The following is a 20715-nucleotide window of genomic DNA, read 5'->3' on the forward strand; positions in this document are numbered from 1 at the left end:
GATCGGCGCGGTCCGGGGGTTCCGTCGCGCGGCGCGACGAGTCACACTGGATGCGTCACCAATTCGGCAATCCGCGCCGCCGCACACAGGGTAGGCGTGGCCGCTTCGTCCGGCCGTCCGACCGTACCGCTGTCGGCCCGAGAGGTTCAGACGCAATGCCCTCCTTCGGTTCGTCCCTGCTCGTTCCTTCTCTTCCGGTGGGCTGGGGATCCACCGGCGCACAGACCGCCTACACCCGTGACGCCTCCGCCTACGAGACGCGGACGTCCGCGTTCGAGACCTACCGGCGCCGCCTCGTGGACCTGCTGCCGCTGCGCCGCGGCGACGTCGTGCTCGACGTCGGCTGCGGCACCGGCCTCTGCTTCGAACGGGTCCGCAGCCGCATCGGCGCCGAGGGCGTGATCGTCGGTGTCGACGCCTCGCGCGACATGCTGGCCGTCGCCGCCGACCGGGTGGCGGAGCGCGGGTGGCACAACGTCATCCTCGTGCAGTCGCCGGTCGAGGAGGCCGAGCTGCCGGTCATCGCGGACCACGCGATGTTCTGCGCGACGCACGACGTGCTGCAGTCCGGCGACGCGCTGGACAACGTGGTCGGCCACGTCCGCGACGGCGGCACGGTCGCCGCGGCGGGTGGCAAGTGGGCGGCGCCGTGGGCCGTGGCCCTGAACGCGGGCATCCTCGCGCTGCACGCGCCGTACGTGCGCGACTTCGCCGGCTTCGACCGCCCGTGGGCTGCGCACCTCGCACCGCGGCTGAACAGGCTGCGGGTGCAGGAGGTCGCGATGGGCGGCGGCTACCTGGCGTCGGGCACCGTGCCGCCGCGGGCCGTCCCGCTCGTGGCGGGCCCGATCGACCGGGGCGACCAGGAGTCGGCCGACGACCGCGCCGACGGCACGCGGGGCTGACCTCCGCACCCCGCGGGCGGGGATCAGGGGCGGCGGTCGCCTGCGGCCTTCGTCAGCGCCGCCGCCATCGCCTCCGTGGGGCCCGGTAGGCCCGTCATCAGCTCCACCTGGACGACGGCCTGGTGCAGCAGCACCTCGAGGCCACCCGCGACGCGGCAGCCTGCCGCGGTCGCGGCGACGGCCGGGGCGGTCGGCCACGGCGCGTAGATGACGTCGAGGAGCACGGTCGCCGGGTCCCACGCCCCGTCGGTCAGCGCGTCCGCGGCGCCCGCGGGCACCGTGGAGATCACGACGTCCGCGGCGGGCAGGGGGGTGTCTGGGAACCCGCCGACGATCCGGGGTGCGACGCCCAGCCGCTCGGCGGTGTCGCGCAGCACGCCGGCCCGCGCGGGGTCGCGGACCAGCACCGTCGGCGCGGATTCACCGAGCCGGTGCAGCGCAGCCAGCGCCGCCTGAGCGGTACCGCCCGCGCCGACGATCACCGCGCGGGCGACGGACGTCACCCCCACGGCCCGCAGCGCCTGCTCGATCCCGGCGACGTCGGTGTTGGCGGCGAGCCAGCCCGTTCCGCGGCGCACCAGCGTGTTCGCGGCGCCCACCGCCGCAGTGTCCGGCGTGACCTCGGTCGCCACGTCCAGCGCCACGCGCTTGAGCGGCATCGTCAGCGACAGCCCGACCCACTCGGGACCCAGGCCCGCCACGAAGCCGGGCAGCCCGTCTTCGTCCACCGCGTGCTTCCCGTAGTGCCAGCCCGCCAGCCCCAGCGCGGCGTACGCCGCGGTGTGCAGCACCGGCGAGAGCGAGTGCTCGATCGGCATGCCCAGCACGGCCGCGCGACGGGTCACGACGGTGGACGCCGGGGGAGCGGGTGGGGACTGCAGGCGGGGCTCGAGCACCGCGCCAGTATGACCCGCCGGGGACGGGCCTCCCGGCCGCCACGGTGCTGCGCGGCCACCGGTGATAGCGGCGCGTCACTGGGCGAGTACGCTCCGCCGCCGTCGGGGCGGGGGTCCCGGATCGTCTCGGGGGGAGACCATGGACGTTCGACGCAACCGGCAGCAGCGGCGCGCGGTGGTCGCCGCCGGAGTGGTCGGCGCAGTCGTGCTCGGGGTGCTCACGGGCTGCGGTGCAGGTGCGGACGAGCGGGTCGCGGCGCCGTCGCCGGCACCGGTGGGCACCCCGGAACCCCTTCCGCCTGCGCTCGCCCTGCCCGGCCTCGTCGGAAAGGGCCTGCAGCAGGCCGAGGACGAGGCGCAGGCGGCCGGCTTCTTCGCGCTCACCTCCCACGACGCCCTCGGTCAACGCCGTGACCAGGTCCAGGACCGCGAGTGGACGGTGTGCTTCCAGGATCCTGCCGCGGGGCCGGCGCCGAGTTCGACGCTGGTCGACCTGGGTGCGGTCCGGCTCGGTGAGGCCTGCCCAGCGACCGATCAGGGCGCCGCGACGGCGTTGGACCACGACGCCGCCGACGGCACGACCCTGCCCGACGTCGTCGGCCTCAGCGTCGCGCAGGCGACGCGGTCGCTCGGGTCGGACCCGGTGACGCTGCGCGACGCGACCGGAGCCGGCCGCAGCGTCGACGCCGCACGCAACTGGCAGGTCTGTGCCCAGGAGCCGGCCGCGGGTGCCCCGCGCGGCGGCATGGTCACCCTCGCGGTGGTCACGCTCGCCGAAGACTGCTAGGTCCTAGGCGGCGGGGTCAGTCCCCGCCGAGCGGGCCGCCCGGGCCGCCGGACACCGCCACCGCGGTCCGCTCCCCGCGGTCCCGGGTGAGCAGCGCGCGTTCCTGCATGCCCCGGGAGACCGAGATCGCCGCGGTGTGCACCGCCGGGCCGAGCCGCCGCAGATCGCCCTGGCCGGACCGCAGGGTGACCGACAGCGCCGCGATCGGGCCGCCGTCGGGGTCCAGGACCGCCGAGGCCACCGACTGGGTGCCGACCGTCAGTTCCTCGCGTGCGTAGGCGATCCCGGTGCGGCGGATCTCCGCCAGCGCCCGCCGCAGGTGCCCCGGCGCGATGATGGTGTGCGCGGTGTAGCGGGCCAGCCCGTCGGCGACGGCCTCCCGGAACAGGCTGTCAGGGCCGTAGGCCAGCAGCACCTTGCCGACGGCGGTGGCGTGCAGCGGCAGGCGGCCGCCCCGGCGGGTGCGCACCGGCATCGCGCGGCGCCCCGACAGCTTCTCCACGTAGAGCGCCTCGGTGCCGTCGAGCACCGCGAGGTGGACGTTCTCGTGGGTGGCCTCGTACAGGTCGTTCATGAAGGGCAGCGCGACCTCGCGCAGCGTCTCACCGCGCGGGGCGAGCGACCCGATCTCCCACAGCCGCAGCCCGATCCGGTACCCGCCGCCCTCGACCCGTTCCAGGCCGCCCCAGGCCACCAGCTCGGAGGCGAGGCGGTAGGTCGTCGACACCGGCAGGCCGGTCAGCGACGCGAGCTCGTTGAGCGAGAGCTCCGGGGCCGTCGGGGTGAACGCGTCGAGCAGGGCCACCACCTTGCTGATGACCGATCGGCCCCGCCACTCGGTACTGCCTCCCGCCATTCCGACCCCCATGCGCCGTCGTGTCCGGTGCGCGTACCGCCGCCTCGCGAGCCCTCCCGGGCGACCCATCGTGACCCGCCGCGAGGCCGTGTCGCCATGCCCTCCTGGGCACTCCCACTCAGCAGGAAACCTGGACCTGCGCGTAGGAGGCCGCCCCACGGCGGTGCTTGACTCGGCCGCGACCAGGACGGGGGCCCTGGTGGCCTGTCGCCAGCACGGAGTCCTGCCGACGCACAGCCCGAGGCAGGGCCGGACCTAGAGGAGATGCACCCGGATGACCGAGCCCAGCGGTGACGGTGTCGGCGCGACCCAGGTCTCGGAGGCGCACGCCTCCGGGCCGGTCGTCATCACCGGTCTGGAGGGGCTCGAGGCCCACGTCGGACAGAAGGTCGGCGTCAGCGACTGGAAGCCGGTCGTGCAAGAGGAGATCACGGCGTTCGCCAAGCTGACCGGCGACGAGCAGTGGATCCACGTCGACCCCGAGCGGGCCGCGGAGGGTCCCTTCGGCACGACCATCCAGCACGGCTTCCTCACCCTCGGCATGTCGACCGGTCTGCTCTGGTCCGTGTGTGTGGTCGAGGGCTTCGGCGTGATCCTCAACTACGGGCTCAACAAGGTCCGCTTCCCCTCGCCGCTGCCCGTGGGCAGCCGGATCCGGATGCATGTCGAAATCGCCGAGGTCAAGCAGCTCGAGGGCGGCGCAGAGGTCGTCTGGCGACTGACCTACGAGGTCGAGGGTAAGCCCAAGCCGTGCTGCGTGGCGGAGCTCGTCTTCCGGTACTACGGCTGACGGCCCGCCCCCGCACATCGTCGAACCAGCAGCGAACGACGCAGCTCCGGCGTCGGGAGGAGACAGTCGCATGACCAGCACCCAGGACACGGACACGGGCACCCAGGACCCCGCGGCCACCAACCCCGCGATCGGCAGGGACGTCGACGCCAACGGCATCCGCACCAACTACCTGGAGGCCGGCTCCGGGGACCAGACCATCGTCTTCGTGCACGGCTCGGGCCCGGGCGTCACGGCGTACGCCAACTGGCGCGGCGTGCTGCCGGTGCTCGGCGAGCACTTCCGCTGCGTCGCCCCGGACATGGTCGGGTTCGGCTACTCGGAGCGGCCGGAGAAGCCGAACTACGGCCTCGACACGTGGGCCGACCAGACCCTCGGGGTGATGGACGCCCTGGGCATCGAGAAGGCGCACCTGGTGGGCAACAGCTTCGGCGGCGGCATCGCGCTGCGGCTGGCCACCAAGCACCCGGACCGGGTGGACAAGATGGTGCTCATGGGCTCCATGGGGGTCCCGTTCGAGATCACCGAGGGGCTCGACAACGTCTGGGGTTTCCAGGGGACGTTGGAGCACATGAAGTCGGTGATGGGGTACTTCGCCTACGACAAGTCGCTGACGAGCGGTGACCTGGCGCAGGCCCGGTTCGAGGGCGCGACGCAGCCCGGCTTCCAGGAGTCGTTCTCCTCGATGTTCCCGGCGCCGCGGCAGCGGTGGGTGGAGTCGATGACGGTCGCCGACGACGAGATCCGCAAGCTCGCGCACCGCACCCTGATCGTGCACGGCCGCGAGGACCAGGTCATTCCGCTGGAGACCTCGCTCAAGCTGCTGCAGCTGCTCGACAACGCCGATCTGTCGGTGTTCTCGCACTGCGGGCACTGGTCGATGATCGAGCGCAAGGACGACTTCAACCGCCAGGTCCGCGACTTCTTCCTGAGCAACTAGAGAGGGGCAGGGGCCGCCACGATGAGTAAGACGGACAAGAAGGCCGGGAGCGAGACGCTCGAGGGCCGCGACCCCGAGCTGCTGCGCCGCGTCTACGAGGTCATGGTGCTCACCCGGGCCGTCGAGGACCGCATGGTGGCGATGTATCGCGGCGGCGACCTGCTCGGCTCTCTCTACACCGGCCACTGGCACGAGGCGATCTCCGTCGGGGCCGCCTCGTGCCTGCGCCCCGACGACTACATGGCGCCGATCCACCGCGACCTCGGCGCGCACCTGTGGCGGGGCATGGAGCCGTGGCAGGTGATGGCCAGCTTCATGGGCAAGGCGACCTCGCCGACCGGCGGCCGCGACGGCACGCTGCACTACGGCCGATTGGACCTGGGCATCTACAACCTGCCCAGCCACATCCCGGCCAACTTCCCGGTGGCCACCGGGATGGCCTTCGCCGCGAAGTACCGCGGGGAGGACAAGGTGTGCCTGGCGTTCTGCGGCGACGGGTCGACCTCGCGGGCCGACTTCCACGAGGCGCTGACGCTCGCCAGCGTGCAGAGCCTGCCGAACGTGTTCGTGATCGAGAACAACCAGTACGCCTACTCGACGCCGCTGCGGCTGACCTCGCACTCCGCGAAGCTCTCGGACAAGGCGGTCGCCTACGGGATCCCCGGCGTCACGGTCGACGGCACGGACGTGCTGGCGGTGCGCGACGCCGTCGGCGAGGCCGTCGCGCGGGCGCGGGCCGGCGACGGTCCGTCGATCGTCGAGGGCGTGACCATGCGCATGCACGGCCACGCCGAGCACGACCCGGCGGACTACGTGCTCAAGGAGCTGTACGAGGAGTACAGCAAGAAGGACCCCGTGGAGCTGTTCGAGAACGTGCTCCTCAAGGGCGGCGTGCTCGACGACGACACCGTGAAGAAGGTCCGGGACGACGCCCGGCAGCTGGCCATCGCCGCGCGGCGCAAGGCGCTCGCCGACCCGATGCCGGAGCCCAGCAACATCGAGGAAGGTGTCTATGCCGACTGACACAATTCCAGGAACCCCTCCTGCTCCCGTGCTCAGGTCCGGCCCGGCGCAGGAGCTCTCCGCGAATCCCACCTACCTCGAGGCGGTCGGGGCAGCGCTGGACCACGAGATGGAGCGCGACCCGAACGTCTTCATCATCGGCGAGGACGTCGGCCAGTTCGGCGGCGCCTTCAAGGTGACCAAGGGCTTCCTCGACAAGTACGGGCCGCGGCGCGTGGTCGACACCCCGATCGCCGAGACCGGGTTCACCGGTCTGGCCGCCGGGGCCGCGCTCGTCGGTCTGCGACCTGTCGTGGAGTTCCAGTTCGCCGACTTCATCTCGTGCGCGTTCGACCCGATCATCAACGTGCTCGCGCGCCACCACTGGCGCACCGGCGACCCGATGCCGGTGACGATGCGGGCCCCGTTCGGCGGCCGGCTGCGGGCCGGACCCACGCACAGCCAGAGCGTCGAGTCGTACTTCGCGCACGTCCCGGGCCTCAAGATCGTGATGCCGGGCACGCCCGAGGACGCCGCCGGGCTGCTGATCAGTTCGATCCGCGACAACAACCCGACGCTGTACCTGGAGAACAAGTACCTCTACCGGCGGCTGCGGGCGACCGGTCCGCTGTCGATGGAGCCGATCCCGCTCGGGGTGGCGAAGGTGGTCCACCCGGGCAAGGACATCACGCTGGTGACCTACTCGGCAGGGGTCCACCAGGGCGTCGAGATCGCCCAGGAGCTGGACAAGGAAGGGATCTCCGTCGAGGTCGTCGACGTGCGCACACTGGTCCCGCTCGACGTCGAGACGATCGTGAACTCGGTGAAGAAGACGTCGCGGTGCGTGGTGCTGCACGAGGCGGCCAAGCGGTTGGGCTACGGCGCGGAGATCGCGGCGACGATCCAGGAAGAGGCCTTCTGGCACCTCGACCAGCCGGTGGTGCGGATCGGCGCGAAGAACACGCCGACCGCGACGAGCCCGCCGCTGGAAGACGCGATCATCCCGCAGCCGGCGGAGATCGCGGAGACGTTGCGAAAGGTGGCGCGGGCATGAGGATCGAACCCTGATGGCCGACTACGACATCGTCGTCCTGGGCGGCGGACCCGGCGGTTACGCGACGGCGCTCTACGCGGCGTCCGCGGGCCTGACGGTCGCCCTCGTCGAGGCGAACAAGGTGGGCGGCACCTGCCTGCACCGGGGCTGCATCCCGGCCAAGGCGCTGCTGCACGCCGCCGAGGTCTTCCGGACCGTCAGCCACGCGGGCGAGCACGGCGTGAGGCTGCCGGACGGCGTGAAGCCCGAACCCGACTGGCCCGCGGCCAACAAGCGCAAGGCCGGCATCGTCGGCAACCTCCACAAGGGACTTTCGGGGCTGCTCAAGCGGCGCAAGGTGAACGTCGTGTTCGGCTGGGGCCGGCTGACGGCCGACGGCGCCGTGGCCGTGACCGGCGAGGACGGCGGGACGCAGACGCTGTCCGGCCGCGCCGTGATCATCTGCGCCGGCTCCGCGCCGCGGGCGATTCCCGGCATGGACATCGACGGCGTCAAGGTCATCACGTCCGACCAGAGCACGAACAGCGACGCGGAGAAGCTCCCGGAGCGGGTCGCCGTGATCGGCGGCGGGGTGATCGGCGCGGAGTTCGCGTCGGTCTTCACCGACATGGGCGTGAAGACCACGCTCCTGGAGGCGCTGCCCAACCCGATCCTGCCGCTCGGCCCGGACCGCGACGTCGCGAACGTGCTGGCGAAGTCGCTGGCCCGGCGCGGCCTGACGGTGCACGGTGAGGCCCGGGTGGGGACGCTGGAGCACACCGGCTCCGGGGTCGTCGTGCCGTTCGAGACGCCCAAGGGTTCGGACAAGATCGAAGTCGACCAGGTGCTCGTGTCGATCGGGCGCCGCCCGGTCACCGAGGACATCGGTGCGGCGGAGGCGGGTGTCCGGCTCACCGACCGCGGGTTCGTCGACGTCGACCCCACCACGATGCTGACGTCGCGGCCCGGCGTGTACGCCGTCGGCGACTGCGTCAACACCCCCGGCCTGGCGCACATCGCCTACGCCGAGGCCGTCGTCGCCGTGGAGCACTTCCTCGGCGAGAACCCGGTGCCGGTCGACTACGGCAAGGTCCCGTGGGTCGTCTACACGCACCCCGAGGTCGCGTGGTCCGGCATGACCGAGGCCTACGCCAAGGAAGCCGGCTACGACGTCGAGGTGCACAAGCACTCGCTGGCCGGCAACGGGCGGGCGATGATCCTCGGCGAGACCGACGGCCTGGTGAAGATCGTCGCGCAGAAGAACGGCCCGGTCCTCGGCTTCCACATGGTGGGGCCGTGGGCGAGCGAGCTGATGCACGAGGGCTACCTCGCGGTGAACTGGGAGGCGTTGCCGTCGGAGGTCGGCCACCTCATCCACGCGCACCCGAGCCTGTCCGAGGCCATCGGCGAAACCATGATCACTTTCTCCGGCCGTTCTCTGCACGGCTGAGCGACGAGGCGGGAGACTTCAGATGTCCGAGCAGTGGACCGTCACGATGCCCAAGCTGGGCGAGACGGTCACCGAGGGAACGGTCGGCAGCTGGCTCAAGAACGTCGGCGACGACGTCGCGTTCGACGACCCGTTGTTCGAGGTGTCGACGGACAAGGTCGACTCGGAGATCCCGAGCCCGTACGACGGGGTGATCGTGGAGATCCTCGTGCAGGCGGGCGAGACGGTCCCGGTGGGCACACCGCTCGTGAAGATCGGCGAGCCCGGGTCGACGCCGGGCGCCGGAGGTGGCCCCGCGTCGTCCGACCCTGCCGCACCGACTACGGGCGGCTCCGAGGCCATGCCCGCCACCGCCGCCCCAGGGGCCGGCGTGCCCGGTTCACCGGCCGCGGCAGCACCTGCAGCGGCCGGTGGCGAGGTGCACGACATCACCATGCCCAAGCTGGGCGAGACCGTCACCGAGGGCACGGTCGGCAGCTGGCTCAAGAACGTCGGCGACGCCGTCGCGTTCGACGACCCGCTGTTCGAGGTGTCCACCGACAAGGTCGACTCGGAGATCCCCAGCCCGTACGACGGGGTGATCCTGGAGATCCTCGTGCAGTCGGGGGAGACGGTGCCGGTCGGCACGCCGGTCGCCCGCATCGGCGAGCCGGGTGCGGCGCCACCGGCGGGTGGCGGGGGAGCTCCCGCACCCACCCCGGCGGCAGCACCCGCCGCGACCGCCGCCGCTGCTCCGGCCACTGCTGCTCCGGCCACGGCATCGGCCAACGGCGGCGGCACGCCGCTCTCCCCGCTGGTGCGGCGGCTCGCGGCGGAGAACAACCTGGACCTGGCGAAGGTCCCGGGCAGCGGCGTGGGCGGGCGGATCCGGCGCGAGGACGTCGAGAAGGCGATCGCGGGCGGTGGCGCCACGGCGACCGCGGCCCCCGCACCTGCTGCGGCGGCCGCCGCTCCGGCGACCACCCAGCCGCGCCCGGCCGCGCCCGCGGCCGCCGCGGCGCCGAAGGCCGGCGGCGACCCGCGCGACCAGGTGCAGCCGCTCTCGCGGATGCGGCTGGCGCTCGCGAGCGGGCTCAAGGGCTCGCAGATGCTCGCGGCGAGCGTGTGGACCTCCATCGAGGTCGACTACGACAACGTCGACAAGGTGCGGGCCAAGCACAAGGACCGGTTCAAGAAGGAGACCGGCTCCTCGCTGTCGTACCTGCCCTTCGTCTCGCGGGCGGTGGTCGACGCGCTGCGGGCGTTCCCGACGGTCAACTCCTCGATCGACGTCGAGGCCAAGACCATGACGCTGCACCCCTACGTCAACCTCGGGATCGCGGTCGACCTGAACCAGCAGGGCCTCGTGGTGCCGGTGGTGAAGGACGCCGACCAGCTCAACATGCGGGGGATCGCCCAGGGGATCACCAAGATCGCCGCCGCCGCCCGTTCGGGCAAGGCCACGATGGACGACATGCGGGGGTCGACCTTCACGATCACCAACCCCGGCCCGTTCGCCAGCTTCGCCTCGGCGCCGATCATCAACCAGCCCAACGTCGGCATCCTGTGCACTGACGGGGTCAAGCGGCGGCCGGTGGCAGTGGGCGACGCGATCGCCATCCACCCGACGGGTGTCCTCGGCCTTGTCTACGACCACCGGGCCTTCGACGGTTCGACGGCGTCGATGTTCCTCATGCACATCCGCGACAGCCTGGAGAAGCGCGACTGGGAGGCGGAGGTCGGCTGAGCACTCCTGCCTCGAGCGACGCGGCGGGCAGTGGCGTCCCGGCCGGCGAACCGGTCACGGTCACCGTCGCCCGACGGGTCGCCCCCGGCCGGGAGGTCGAGTTCGAGGACTGGAGCGCGGAACTCACGCGCCGCGCCGGCCGGTTCCCGGGGTTCCTGGGAGCCGGCCTGCTCCGGCCCAGCCATGTGGGCGAGCCCTGGCACGTCGTCTTCCGCTTCGACAGCTCCCGGCACCTGCACGACTGGGAGGCCTCGCCGAGCCGTGCAGAGCATCTCGCGGCGGGGGAGGACCTCGTCCACGGTTCGTCGACGCACCGGGTGACGGGGTTGGAGACGTGGTTCGCGCTGCCCGGCCGGACCGCCCCGGCCCCGCCGCGGTGGAAGATGTTCGTCGTCTCGCTCGCGGCGACCTACGTCCTGCAGCTGGCGTGCAACCTGGCGCTCGGCGAGCTGGGCTGGGTCATGCCGCTGCGGGTCGGGGCGATCGCGGTGATTGTGACGTTCTTCATGACGTGGACGGTGATGCCCTGGATGGCCCGGGTGTTGCAGGATTGGCTCTACGCGCCACCGGGTCGCCACTGATCGTGATCGCCGGTGAGTGCGAGCGGGCCCGCCGCGACGACGACGTCCGAGGAGAAGGAGCTTCATGCCCACGAATGTGCTGGTTTCCGGAGCACCCGAGCGCATCGCCCAGGTCTCGCAGGTACTGCGTGCCCAGGACTGCACTGTCGTGGAGGTCGACGACCTCGCCAACGTCCCGGCGGCGTGCAAGGAGGCCGGCGAGAACGCCTTCGACGCCTACCTGCAGCTGCCCGCGACCTTCGGGATCGAGGGATCGACGGCGCTGGAGCGGCTGCACCACTTCTACGTGAAGGGCGTGCTCGCGCGCTTCCCGGCGATGGACGCGGCGGTGCCGTCGCTCAAGCCGGGCGGCCGGGTCACCGTCGTGGCCTGGTCGCTGCCTGCCGAGGTCGCCACCGACGACGACATCGAGGCCCGGCGCGCACTGTTCCGGGTGCTCGCCCACGCGGCGCAGGCCGACGCGGGCGACGACGTCGCGGTGCGGGTGCTCGGGTCCAGCGCGTCGGCCGAAGACATCGTGGCCGCCGGGCTGGGCAAGGAGTCGTCGTCGCGCCCCACCTCCGTCGAGACCCTGTCCGGGGTGTCGTACGCCGACTGGCGGGTCGAACTGCTGGGTCTGGTGTCGGTGGAGTCCTGATCCGGCACAGGGTCCCCGACAGGGCGACACTGGGCGCGCACGTCAGGGTCGGACGACACGGTCAGTGATGACACGGGTCAGGACGACACGGGTCAGAGACGACATGGGTCAGCGACGACATGGGGAGGACCGCATGGCCGCCGACGACGAGACACGGCGGCCGGATCCGGCGGGAGCCGCGGCCCGGTCGATGACGCAGCTCGCGCAGCAGATGCGCGAGATGGCGGACCGCATGCTCACCGGCGGTCTGCCCGGCTGGCCGGTCCCCGGCATCACGCCGGCGGCGAGCACCGGTTCGGGTGGTACAGGCGGCGCTGCGGGGAGTGCGAAGGCCGCATCGGGCGGTTCGGGCTCCGGACCGGCCGGTCTGCCCGCGATCCCCGGTATGCCGCCGATGCCGGGGCTCTCGGCCACCCCGGCGACGATGTCGGCGCGGCAGCTGCAGGCCGTCGTCGACGACATCGCGGCCCGCCGGTCGCAGGTGCAGGCGCTCGTCACCCAGCTGAACACCTTCGACGAGCAGCTGGCCGCGCTCGAGACCTCGCTGAAGCCGCTGCTGCAGTGGTTGCGGACGTGGTCGGAGCTGGAGGGCGCGGTCACGGACTTCTGGGCCCCGCGCCAGCCCCGCTCCTGACGGCGGTCGCGGCGGCTTGCCCCACCGGCCCTCCCACGTCCTCGCAGAGCCCGTGTCCACGTCGCAGAGGCAAGTGCCTCGGCGGGGAGTCGACGGGCTCTGCGAGGAGCCGGAAGTTCGGTGTCGGCGTCTCCACGCAATCGCCACTCCGCGCGGCGTTCGCGGCCCCGCGCCGGCTACAGCACATGCACCGCCGGGAACGCCGCGCGGAGTCGGGGGGCGCGGCCTGCTCACCGCGTGAGGACGCGAGCCGGTGACTCTTCAGCCGCCGGGTCGCCCGCCCCCTCGCGGCGCGCCGTGCGCCGGGCCAGCAGCAGGCAGACCACGCCGGCGACCCACACCGGGTACTGGGCCAGCCAGGCCAGCCGGAAGGCTTCCGGGGTGAAACCGCCGGAGAGGTTCAGGACCAGGCCCATCGCGGCCAGCACGACGAGCGACGCCGAGAACCCACCGAGGTTCACCAGCGCCTGGGCCACACCCAGGCTGGAGGTCGGGTTGCTGGTGCGGCCGATGTCGATCCCGACCACGGACGCCGGGCCACCCATGCCGAGAACCACGATCAACAGCACCAGGAGCCACAGCGGCGCGGGCCCGGGGAGCGACAGCACCACCGTCCAGATCGCCGCTGTCAGCGCCACGACCACCAGCACCAGACGCGACCGGCGCAGGGGCTTCCACACAGTGAGCGCACCGGCGACCGGCCCGAACGCGATCGTGCACACCACGAACAGGGTGACCAGCGCGCCCGCCGCCGTGGTCGACAGGCCCTGCGCCGACACCAGGTAGGGCACACCCCAGAGCAGCGTGAACACGTTCATGGAGAACTGCACGGCCATGTGGGAGAAGAACCCCAGCCGCGTGCCGGGCCGGCGCCAGACGGCCCGCAGCCGGCGACCGATCTCTTGAGGTGAGACGGCGGGACCGCGTTCGGGGGTGCCGCCCGGCGCGTCGCGCACTACGAGGAACGCCAGCACGGCCACCAGTGCGCTCGCCGCCGCGGCGGACCCGAACGCCGCGTGCCATCCCGCGACGTGCAGGAGCGCCAGGAACGGCAGCGCCGAGAGGACCTGGCCCGCCTGACAGAGGATCGTGGTCAGTTGCGTGATCATGGGGACGCGCCGGGCCGGGAACCAGCGCGGGAGCAGGGCCAGCACCGCGACGAACACGATCGCGTCGCCGATCCCCACCAGCACCCTGGCGAGCACGGCCACCGGCAGCGCGGTGGCCAGCATCAGCAGGAGCTGGCCGGCCGCGATCAGGGTCGCGCTGGCCACGAGCATGACCCGGGCGCCGAACCGGTCGGTCAGGAAGCCGGCGGGCACCTGCGTGAGCATGTACACGGCGACCTGGACGAAGACGAACAGCGAGAGCGTGCCCGGGTTCACGCCGAGGTGCTGCGCCGCCTCGAGCCCGGCCACTCCCAGCGTGGTGCGCTGCATGACCGTGAGCACGTAGGCCAGCACTCCGACGCCCCACACCACCCACGACATGCGGACGGGCAGGACACGGTCGGGGGTGGTCACGGGATCCTTCCGGTGGAGAACGTGGCTCCATTATGGCAAACGTTTGCCAAATCTGTGCCGGCAGACTACAACCGATGTCGTGACCTCTCCCACGCCGCGCTCCCCGGGGCGGGCGGGCCTGCAGAACGTCACGCTGCACGACGTCGCCCGTGAGGCCGGGGTCGCGGTGTCGACGGTCTCGCGCGCCCTGACCCAGCCGGACCGGATCAGCCCCGCGACGCGCGCCCGCGTGCAGGAGGTCGCCCGCCGGCTGGGGTACCGCCCGAACCGCATCGCCCGCGCGGTGGTCTCGGGACGCACGCAGATGCTCGCCGTGCTCGTTCCCGACATCACCAACCCGCACCACTTCGGGCTGATCCGCGGCGCGGAGGAGCGTGCCCGGGCCGCGGACCGCACCCTCGTGCTCGGCGACACCCGCGGCGACCCCGGGCTGGAGGCGGACCACCTCGACCGGCTGGGCTCGGTCGTCGACGGGATCGTGCTCGCCTCGAGCAGGCTCCCGGACGCTGACCTGCTGGAGCTCGCCCGCCGCCGCCCGGTCGTGCTGCACAACCGCGAGCTGCCCGGTCTTCCCGGAGTCGTCACGGACTTCGACGACGGGATCCGGCAGACGCTCGCGCACCTCGTCGCCCTCGGGCACCGCCGCGTCGCCTACCTCTCGGGGCCCCGGCGGTCGTGGAGCGAGGGCCGCCGCTGGGCGGCGCTGACCGCCGGGGCGACGCAGGCCGGCGTCACCGTGCAGCGCCTCGGTCCGTTCGCGCCCACCCTCGACGGGGGGCGGGCCGCGGCCGACGCCGGCCTGGCCTCCGGAGCGACGGCGCTGGTCGGGTACAACGACCTGCTCGCCATCGGCGTGCTGCGCCGCCTCGAGGAGTGCGGCGTGCCGGTACCGGGGACGGTCAGCGTGACGGGCTTCGACGACATCTTCGGCGCCGACTTCTGCCACCCGCCGCTGACCACCGTCACGGCCCCCACCGAGGAGGCCGGCCGGGCGCTCGTCGACGTGCTGCTCGACGACCGGTCACCCGACCCCGAGCGGATCGTCCTGCCCGTGCGGCTGCAGGTGCGGCAGTCGACGGGCCCGGCTCCACCTACCTCCTGAGCTTCAACTCGGAGCGGAGACGTCCATCGGCAGCCCGAGCAGCGGGGCCGCGTTGTCCCACAGGATCGCCCGGGTCGCGGCCTCGTCCAGCTCCAACGCCTCGACCGTCTGCACCGGCGTGAAGTCGGCCAGCTCGAACGGGTGGTCCGTACCCATCATCACGTGCCCGGCACCCACGTCCTCCACCAGCCGGCGCAGCAGCGTCGTGTTGAACACCGCCGTGTCGTAGTAGAGCCGGTCGGCGTACGCGCTCGGCGGCAGCGGCGTGGTGTGGGCGACCTCCTTGCGCTCCCAGCCCATGTCCATCCGGCCGCGCAGGGCCGGCAGGCAGCCGCCGCCGTGCGCCAGGCACAGGTTGATCGGGTGGCGCTCCAGCGTGCCGCTGAACACCATGCGGGCGATCGCGATGGCGGTCTCGGCGGGGTAGCCGACGAGCTGCGGCATGTACCAGTCGCCGACCCGCTTCGGGTCCGGCACGCCGCTGGGGTGCAGGAAGACGAACGTCTCGCGCTCGGCCAGAAGCGACCACAGCTCGCCGTTCACGGGGTCGTCGAGGTCGCGGCCGCCGCCGCGGCTGCCGATCGCGATCCCGGCCAGTCCCAGCTCGTCCAGACAGCGGCGGGCCTCGTCGGCCGCACCGGGGAACCCGAGGGGCACCGACCCCAGCCCGAGCAGGCGGTCCGGGGCGTCCGCGACGTAGACGGCGAGCTCGTCATTGCCCGGCCGCACGACATCGGCGACGAAACCCTCGTCGTCCGAGGTCGAGGCGAACAGGAACGGCGGCAGCGACACGGCGTGGCGGTCCACCCCGGCCCCGTCCATCTCGGACATGCGCACCGCCACGTCGTACTGGCTGCGCGCCAGCGGCAGCGGCGCCCATGGACCCACGCCGCTGACCCGTGGGTCCAGCCGCACGACGCCGTCGGGCACACCGTCGAGGTCGGCCAGTCCGCGATCGGCCAGGCGCGCCAGGAGCGGCAGCGGCATGGCATGGGCGTGAACGTCGACCGCCCGTCGCCCGCCGGATGGAGAGACCATCGGTGAAGCTCCTTTCGTCTCACCGCCACTCTGTCGCGGCGACGCCGGAGGCCACCATCGCCTCTCACTGGTCGGAACGGGCGACCCGCGGACGGGACGACGCACCGCCGGACGTGTCAGTCTGCGGGCGGGAGGAAGGTGACACGAGGTAGTGAGCCTGTATCAGCTGAACCGGGCGGTGTACGACTGGATCCGCGCGGGCGAGGTCAACAGCGATGCCGCAGGAGACGGGCGCGCCGGGTTCGACCTGTCGCGCTACGAACTGACCGACGACGAACGGAAGGCGTTCGACGACAAGGACGTCGCCGCCTTCTACACGATGGGCCTGCACGAAGTGCTCATCAACCGTTACGCGCGTGCCGCCGGGTACGCCCGCGACGACTACCGCAAGATCCTGGAGCCGTTCGGCAAGCCCGAGGAGAGGAGGGGCCGGTGGCAGAAGTAGTTCTCGCCTACTGTTCCTCGCACGCCCCGATGATGTCCTCCGCGCGCGAGGCCGCGCCGAAGGAGCAGCGCGAACACTTCATCGGCGCCCTCGATGCGATCAGGCAGCAGGCCCGGGACCTCGACGTCCAGGCGTGCGTGTTCCTGTCCAACGAGCACTTCACCAACTTCTTCCTCGAGAACTTCCCGCAGATCTGCGTCGGGGTGGGGGAGCGGAACTGGGGGCCCACCGAGGAGTGGCTGCCCATCGACAAGGTCTGGATCCCGGGTCACGAGGGCCTGGCGAACCACATCATGCGCGAGACCCTGGACAACGGGTTCGACCCGGCGTTCTCCCACCTGCTCGAGCTCGATCACGGGATCATGACCGTGTACTACGAGCTGGACCAGGACATGAAGCTCCCGCTCGTGCCGATCGTCATGAACTGCGCGGTCCCGCCGCTGATGCCGGTGTGGCGCTGGTACGAGTTCGGCAAGCAGCTCGGTGCGGCGATCCGGTCGTTCGAGGGTCTGGAGCGGGTCGCGGTGGTCGGCTGCGGCGGCTTGTCGCACTGGATCGGCAACCCCCGCGTCGGCGACATCAACGAGGAGTTCGACCGCTGGTTCTGCGAGCGGCTCGAGCGCGGTGAGATCGACCAGGTGCTCGACATGAAGGACGACGAGATCGAGCTCGCCGGCAACGGCAACCACGAGATGCGGACCTGGGTGGCGGTGGCGGGGGTCATGGGCGGAGCACCCGCCGATGTGCTCGCCTACGAGGCGATCGCGCCGTGGATCACGGGCATGGCCGTGGCACAGTGGGACACCGGACGGGGTACTGCCAGAAGCGTCGGGAACGCCTCCGGCGCGGCTCCGACGTCTCCCGTGACCGCGGGCGACTGAACCGCAACACCCGAAGAAGAGGAGACCACCCGCATGTCCACCCCCGGCATACCCACCCCTGATGTGAGCGCCGAGCTCGAGGCCGCCACGCAACGCGTCCGTGAGCTCGGGGAGCAGGTCGCCGAGCAGGCCAAGAAGAACGGTCTCGCCTGGCTGGAGGGCTACGAGACCGTCCTCAAGAACATGCTCGACCTCGAGGAGCAGGCGGCCAAGGGCACCGGTGCCGAGTGGGCCAGCACGCTGGCCACCACGCACGCCAACTTCGTCCGCTCCACCTCCGAGGTGGTCCTCGGGGCCCTGCGGCAGCAGCTCAAGGGCGGCGGCGTCTGAGCGTCGTCCGCGGGCGACTGCCACGAGGCGTGACCACGACGGCCCCGGTGCGGATGCATCGGGGCCGTCGCGTGTCTCTGTCTACTTCTCAGGCACCTACTTGGCCTGGTAGGTGAAGAACCCGCGGCCGGCCTTGCGGCCCAGCAGGCCCGCCTCGACCATCCGCAGCAGCAGCGGCGGCGGGGCGTACAGCGGCTCCTTGAACTCGGCGTACATCGACTGGGCCACCGCCATGGTGGTGTCGAGCCCGATGAGGTCGGTCAGCGCCAGCGGACCCATCGGGTGCGCACACCCGTCGACCATGCCCGTGTCGATGTCCTCGGGGCTGGCGAAGCCGGACTCGACCATCCGGATCGCGGCGAGCAGGTAGGGGATCAGCAGGGCGTTCACGATGAAGCCCGCGCGGTCCTTGCTCAGCACGGTGTGCTTCTTGAGCTGCTTCGCGGCGAAGGCGTCGGCGCGCTCCACGGTCTCCTGCGACGTCAGCAGGCTCGGCACCAGCTCGACGAGCGGCAGCACGGGGACCGGGTTGAAGAAGTGCATGCCGATGACGCGCTGGGGCTGGGGCGTGACCGCCGCCAGCTTCATGATCGGGATCGACGACGTGTTGCTCGCCAGCAGGGCGTCCGGGCGCACGACCTTGCCCAGCGCCTGGAAGATGGCCACCTTCTCGGCCTCGTCCTCGACGACGGCCTCGATCACGAGGTCGCGGTCGGCGAGCTCGGCGACGTCGGTCGCCGTCCGCAGACGTCCCTCCGCGACCTCGCGGTCCGCGGCCGACAGCTTGCCCGACTTCTCCGCCCGCGCGAGCGACTTGCGGATGCGCGCCAGTGCGGCGTCCGCCGCGACGTCGCCGACCTCGAGCAGGATCACCTCGCAGCCGTTGCGCGCGGCCACCTCCGCGATCCCGGAGCCCATGATCCCGCCGCCGACCACGCCGACGGTGGACACCTCCGGCCGGTCTCCACCGGTCTCGTCGGCCCGGTCCGTTGCCACTTGCGAAGTCATAACGCTCCGTTCCTCGACCGCCCGCGACATCGTCGCATCCCGGCACCCGCCCACTGTGACGCGCCTGCATGATTTACCGAACACGGTGGTCCCGGCCGAGCGGCTCGCGCGAGTCGGAGTGAAGCAGATCACCCGCTCCGGCCCGTTCCGCTGGACGGGAGCATCGGTTCCCTGCCGTCCGTCCGGCGTTTCCGCGGTCGAGCATGGGGCGAGCATCGAGCCGCCGCCGGGAGGATCGTCCATGATCAGCGGGAAGACCACGCTCATCGCCCATCTGGGTTTTCCCACGTTCGCGTTCAAGGCGCCGCTGATCTACAACCCGTGGTTCGACAAGAACGGCATCGACGCGGTCGTCGTCCCGATGGGCGTCAAGGCCGAGGAGTACCCGGACTTCTTCCGGTTCCTGTTCAAGCTCACCAACATCCGCGGTGCGCTGGTGACCATGCCGCACAAGGTCACCACGATCTCGTTGGTCGACGAGATCACCCCTACCGCGAAGGTTGCAGGCGCGGCCAACGCCGTGCTGCTGCGCGAGGACGGGTCGTTGCTGGGTGACCAGTTCGACGGCGCCGGGTTCGTGCGCGGGGTGCAGCGCAAGGGGTTCGACCTCGCGGGGAAGAAGGTGCTTGTCGTCGGCAACGGCGGTGTCGGCTCGCCCATCGCCGCCTCGCTCGCCGCGGCCGGCGTCGGCGCGATCAGCTTGTTCGACCCGTACCCCGCCGCCTCGGAGGGCCTGGCCACACGGCTGCGTGAGGCCTACCCGGAGCTCGTGGTCACCACCGGCTCCAAGGATCCGGCCGGGCACGACCTCGTGGTCAACGCCACGCCCCTCGGGATGAAGGACGACGACCCCCTGCCGATGGACGTCGACCGGATCGACCCGGGCACGTTCGTCGGCGAGGTCGTGATGAAGCAGGAGATCACCCCGTTCCTGCGGGAGGCGCAGAGCAAGGGCTGCCCCATCCAGGTCGGCAAGGACATGCTCTTCGAGCAGATCCCGGCTTATCTGGAGTTCTTCGGCTTCGGCACCGCCACGCCGGATGAGCTGCGCGCCGTCTCGAAGGTCGAGGGGTGACCCCCCGGGGTTGCGGAGCCGGCGCAGGGACGTGATCGTTCAGCCGTGACGGACATGGTGACCGAGGTGGCGCCCGGGCTGCACCGGATGGCGCTGCCGCTCGGCATCCACGGCGTCGAGACCGTCAGCGCTTATCTGCTCGCCGGCGGCGACGGGCGCGACACGCTCGTCGACTGCGGCATCGCGGCCGCCGCCACCCCGGACGGCGACCCGGGCCCGGACGGCACCGCGGCCCTCGAGGAGGCCCTGCTCGCCTGTGGCAGCGGGCTCGAGCGGATCGAGCGCCTCGTCGTCACCCACGCCCACATCGACCACTTCGGTCTGGCCGGGGAGGTGGTGCGGCGCAGCGGCGGGCAGCTCCTGATGCACCGCAGCACCGAGCTGGACCTGGCCAAGTACGCCGACCCCGAGGAGGCCGTCGACCGGCGCGAGCTGATGCTGGCCGATCACGGTCTCTACGGGCCCGAGCTGACCGAGAGCTCCCGCGGGCTGTGCGACTGGCTCCCGGTGATGCCGTCGATCGGCCGCCCGAGCACGCTGCTCGACGGCGGCGAGCGCATCGTGGTGGGCGACCGGAGCTGGGAGGTCGTCCACACACCCGGTCACTCACCCGGCCACATCTGCCTGTGGAGCGCGACGGACCGCCTGCTGTGCTCCGGTGACCACCTGCTGCAGGTGGTGTCCCCGCCGGTGACCTTCGAACGCGGCTTCGAGACCGACCCCATGGGGTCGTACCTGGAGTCGCTGGAGCGCGTGGGTACCCTCGCTCCTGATCTTGTGTTGCCCGGCCACGGTGCGCCGTTCCGCGACGGTGCCCGCAGAGCGGCTTCCATCTCGCGGAACAAGCTGCGGCGGTTGACGCAGATCCGCGAGATGGTGGAGGCGCGCGAGCGCACGGCCACCGAGCTCACCGCCGAGCTGTTCCCGACGGCCATGACGGCGGCGCAACGGCACTTCGCCATGGCCGAGATCCTCGCCTACCTCGCCCACCACGAGGTGCGGGGCGTTCTCGCCCGGGGTCGCAGGCCCGACGGCGTGTTCGTGTGGCGGGCGTCAGAGGTCTGACGTCGATACGG

At 71.9% G+C, this 20715-nt stretch carries 22 protein-coding genes; 17 read left to right on the forward strand and 5 right to left on the reverse strand.

Annotated elements, in window-relative coordinates; genetic code table 11:
* Positions 1-155 precede the first annotated feature (155 nt).
* Complete coding sequence (locus RM445_RS20390; protein WP_311558377.1) at positions 156-905, forward strand: class I SAM-dependent methyltransferase; 750 nt, start codon at positions 156-158, stop codon at positions 903-905.
* Positions 906-928: 23 nt separating this feature from the next.
* On the opposite strand, the gene RM445_RS20395 is transcribed toward RM445_RS20390, so the two are convergent.
* Positions 929-1801, reverse strand: coding sequence for a shikimate dehydrogenase (locus RM445_RS20395; RefSeq protein ID WP_311558378.1), 873 nt, complete (start codon positions 1799-1801; stop codon positions 929-931).
* A gap of 139 nt (positions 1802-1940) precedes the next feature.
* Between RM445_RS20395 and RM445_RS20400 the strand changes: the two genes are divergently transcribed.
* Positions 1941-2588, forward strand: a complete 648-nt coding sequence (locus RM445_RS20400; RefSeq protein WP_311558379.1) for a hypothetical protein — start codon at positions 1941-1943, stop codon at positions 2586-2588.
* Positions 2589-2604: 16 nt separating this feature from the next.
* Here the strand turns inward: RM445_RS20400 and RM445_RS20405 are convergent, their stop codons facing one another.
* Positions 2605-3444, reverse strand: coding sequence for an IclR family transcriptional regulator (locus RM445_RS20405; RefSeq protein WP_311558380.1), 840 nt, complete (start codon positions 3442-3444; stop codon positions 2605-2607).
* 274 nt (positions 3445-3718) lie between these two features.
* Here RM445_RS20405 and RM445_RS20410 point away from each other — a divergent pair, with 274 nt between their 5' ends.
* The 9 genes from RM445_RS20410 (at position 3719) to RM445_RS20450 (ending at position 12237) form a co-directional block, all read left to right on the forward strand.
* Positions 3719-4234, forward strand: a complete 516-nt coding sequence (locus tag RM445_RS20410) for a MaoC family dehydratase (RefSeq protein WP_311558381.1) — start codon at positions 3719-3721, stop codon at positions 4232-4234.
* Positions 4235-4304: 70 nt separating this feature from the next.
* Positions 4305-5174 (forward strand): alpha/beta fold hydrolase, encoded by an 870-nt coding sequence (locus RM445_RS20415; protein WP_311558382.1) that lies wholly within the window; start codon positions 4305-4307, stop codon positions 5172-5174.
* A gap of 21 nt (positions 5175-5195) precedes the next feature.
* Positions 5196-6197: a thiamine pyrophosphate-dependent dehydrogenase E1 component subunit alpha gene (locus RM445_RS20420; protein ID WP_311558383.1), complete on the forward strand. Its 1002-nt coding sequence runs from the start codon at positions 5196-5198 to the stop codon at positions 6195-6197.
* Between the two features lie 28 nt (positions 6198-6225).
* Entirely contained in the window at positions 6226-7230 is a 1005-nt protein-coding gene (locus RM445_RS20425) for an alpha-ketoacid dehydrogenase subunit beta (protein WP_311558385.1), read from the forward strand.
* Positions 7231-7243: 13 nt separating this feature from the next.
* Positions 7244-8659 carry a dihydrolipoyl dehydrogenase gene (gene lpdA, locus RM445_RS20430; RefSeq protein ID WP_311558387.1) on the forward strand — a complete coding sequence of 472 codons (1416 nt, stop codon included), beginning with the start codon at positions 7244-7246 and terminating at the stop codon, positions 8657-8659.
* A gap of 22 nt (positions 8660-8681) precedes the next feature.
* A complete protein-coding gene (gene sucB / locus RM445_RS20435) occupies positions 8682-10385 on the forward strand; it encodes a 2-oxoglutarate dehydrogenase, E2 component, dihydrolipoamide succinyltransferase (protein ID WP_311558388.1) in 1704 nt (567 codons plus the stop codon).
* Complete coding sequence (locus tag RM445_RS20440; RefSeq protein ID WP_311558491.1) at positions 10382-10966, forward strand: antibiotic biosynthesis monooxygenase; 585 nt, start codon at positions 10382-10384, stop codon at positions 10964-10966. The genes sucB and RM445_RS20440 overlap by 4 nt, the downstream gene beginning before the upstream one ends.
* Positions 10967-11030: 64 nt before the next feature.
* The gene (locus RM445_RS20445) at positions 11031-11603 is read left to right on the forward strand and encodes a hypothetical protein (protein WP_311558389.1); all 573 of its coding nucleotides are present in this window, start codon (positions 11031-11033) and stop codon (positions 11601-11603) included.
* Positions 11604-11736: 133 nt separating this feature from the next.
* The gene (locus RM445_RS20450; RefSeq protein WP_311558390.1) at positions 11737-12237 is read left to right on the forward strand and encodes a hypothetical protein; all 501 of its coding nucleotides are present in this window, start codon (positions 11737-11739) and stop codon (positions 12235-12237) included.
* A 230-nt stretch (positions 12238-12467) separates the two neighbouring features.
* Here the strand turns inward: RM445_RS20450 and RM445_RS20455 are convergent, their stop codons facing one another.
* Entirely contained in the window at positions 12468-13760 is a 1293-nt protein-coding gene (locus RM445_RS20455) for an MFS transporter (RefSeq protein ID WP_311558391.1), read from the reverse strand.
* A gap of 79 nt (positions 13761-13839) precedes the next feature.
* Between RM445_RS20455 and RM445_RS20460 the strand changes: the two genes are divergently transcribed.
* A complete protein-coding gene (locus RM445_RS20460; RefSeq protein ID WP_311558393.1) occupies positions 13840-14862 on the forward strand; it encodes a LacI family DNA-binding transcriptional regulator in 1023 nt (340 codons plus the stop codon).
* Positions 14863-14865: 3 nt separating this feature from the next.
* Here RM445_RS20460 and RM445_RS20465 read toward each other — a convergent pair whose 3' ends face one another.
* Positions 14866-15900 carry an amidohydrolase family protein gene (locus RM445_RS20465; RefSeq protein WP_311558395.1) on the reverse strand — a complete coding sequence of 345 codons (1035 nt, stop codon included), beginning with the start codon at positions 15898-15900 and terminating at the stop codon, positions 14866-14868.
* A gap of 151 nt (positions 15901-16051) precedes the next feature.
* Between RM445_RS20465 and RM445_RS20470 the strand changes: the two genes are divergently transcribed.
* The 3 genes from RM445_RS20470 to RM445_RS20480 are packed head-to-tail and all read left to right on the forward strand — an operon-like array spanning position 16052 to position 17556.
* The gene (locus RM445_RS20470) at positions 16052-16345 is read left to right on the forward strand and encodes a hypothetical protein (protein WP_311558397.1); all 294 of its coding nucleotides are present in this window, start codon (positions 16052-16054) and stop codon (positions 16343-16345) included.
* The gene (locus RM445_RS20475; protein ID WP_311558398.1) at positions 16333-17226 is read left to right on the forward strand and encodes a DODA-type extradiol aromatic ring-opening family dioxygenase; all 894 of its coding nucleotides are present in this window, start codon (positions 16333-16335) and stop codon (positions 17224-17226) included. The genes RM445_RS20470 and RM445_RS20475 overlap by 13 nt, the downstream gene beginning before the upstream one ends.
* A gap of 33 nt (positions 17227-17259) precedes the next feature.
* Positions 17260-17556 carry a hypothetical protein gene (locus RM445_RS20480; RefSeq protein ID WP_311558400.1) on the forward strand — a complete coding sequence of 99 codons (297 nt, stop codon included), beginning with the start codon at positions 17260-17262 and terminating at the stop codon, positions 17554-17556.
* Positions 17557-17652: 96 nt separating this feature from the next.
* Here RM445_RS20480 and RM445_RS20485 read toward each other — a convergent pair whose 3' ends face one another.
* The gene (locus RM445_RS20485; protein ID WP_311558402.1) at positions 17653-18552 is read right to left on the reverse strand and encodes a 3-hydroxybutyryl-CoA dehydrogenase; all 900 of its coding nucleotides are present in this window, start codon (positions 18550-18552) and stop codon (positions 17653-17655) included.
* Between the two features lie 253 nt (positions 18553-18805).
* Between RM445_RS20485 and RM445_RS20490 the strand changes: the two genes are divergently transcribed.
* Both RM445_RS20490 and RM445_RS20495 read left to right on the forward strand, forming a co-directional pair.
* Positions 18806-19639 carry a shikimate dehydrogenase family protein gene (locus RM445_RS20490; protein ID WP_311558403.1) on the forward strand — a complete coding sequence of 278 codons (834 nt, stop codon included), beginning with the start codon at positions 18806-18808 and terminating at the stop codon, positions 19637-19639.
* A gap of 54 nt (positions 19640-19693) precedes the next feature.
* Positions 19694-20704, forward strand: coding sequence for an MBL fold metallo-hydrolase (locus tag RM445_RS20495; protein WP_311558492.1), 1011 nt, complete (start codon positions 19694-19696; stop codon positions 20702-20704).
* The last annotated feature ends 11 nt before the right edge of the window (positions 20705-20715 follow it).

Source organism: Pseudonocardia charpentierae, from assembly GCF_031845345.1.
GTDB classification, from domain to species: domain Bacteria; phylum Actinomycetota; class Actinomycetes; order Mycobacteriales; family Pseudonocardiaceae; genus Pseudonocardia; species Pseudonocardia charpentierae.